General features: G+C 28.4%; 1 protein-coding gene. It reads right to left on the bottom strand.

Annotated features, from left to right (window positions below; genetic code table 11):
* On the bottom strand, window positions 1-162 hold a 162-nt coding region (locus KI369_RS28215), incomplete at its 3' end, for a helix-turn-helix transcriptional regulator (protein ID WP_212958955.1).
* Between the last annotated feature and the right edge of the window lie 176 nt (window positions 163-338).

Here is a 338-nt window from a genome sequence, read left to right as displayed (position 1 = left end):
TTCAAATGCATTTGCAATTTTAAAGGCAAGAATTAGAGAAGGGTTATATTTATTCTTTTCAAGAGTAGCGATAGTTTGACGACTAACTCCTACTCTTGTTGCCAGTTCTTCTTGAGTCCAACCTTTTTCTGCTCGACAAACTACAATTTTATTATGCAACAATAGTAACACCTCTTTAGATAATTGTAATTTATTTTTTACAAATTGTAAATTATTTCTTACAATATATTTTAAAAATTAAAAATCCTCATAAAAAAAGACATAAAGATTTCTCCCCATGCCTACTAATCTTCTACTTCTTTACTGTATGTACATAATGCGCTGTTTCAAAAACTTAA

Source organism: Bacillus sanguinis, assembly GCF_018332475.1.
Classification (GTDB): Bacteria; Bacillota; Bacilli; order Bacillales; family Bacillaceae_G; genus Bacillus_A; species Bacillus_A sanguinis.
The sequence above is the reverse complement of the archived record's forward strand: the minus strand, read 5'-3'. Positions and strand labels throughout refer to the sequence as shown.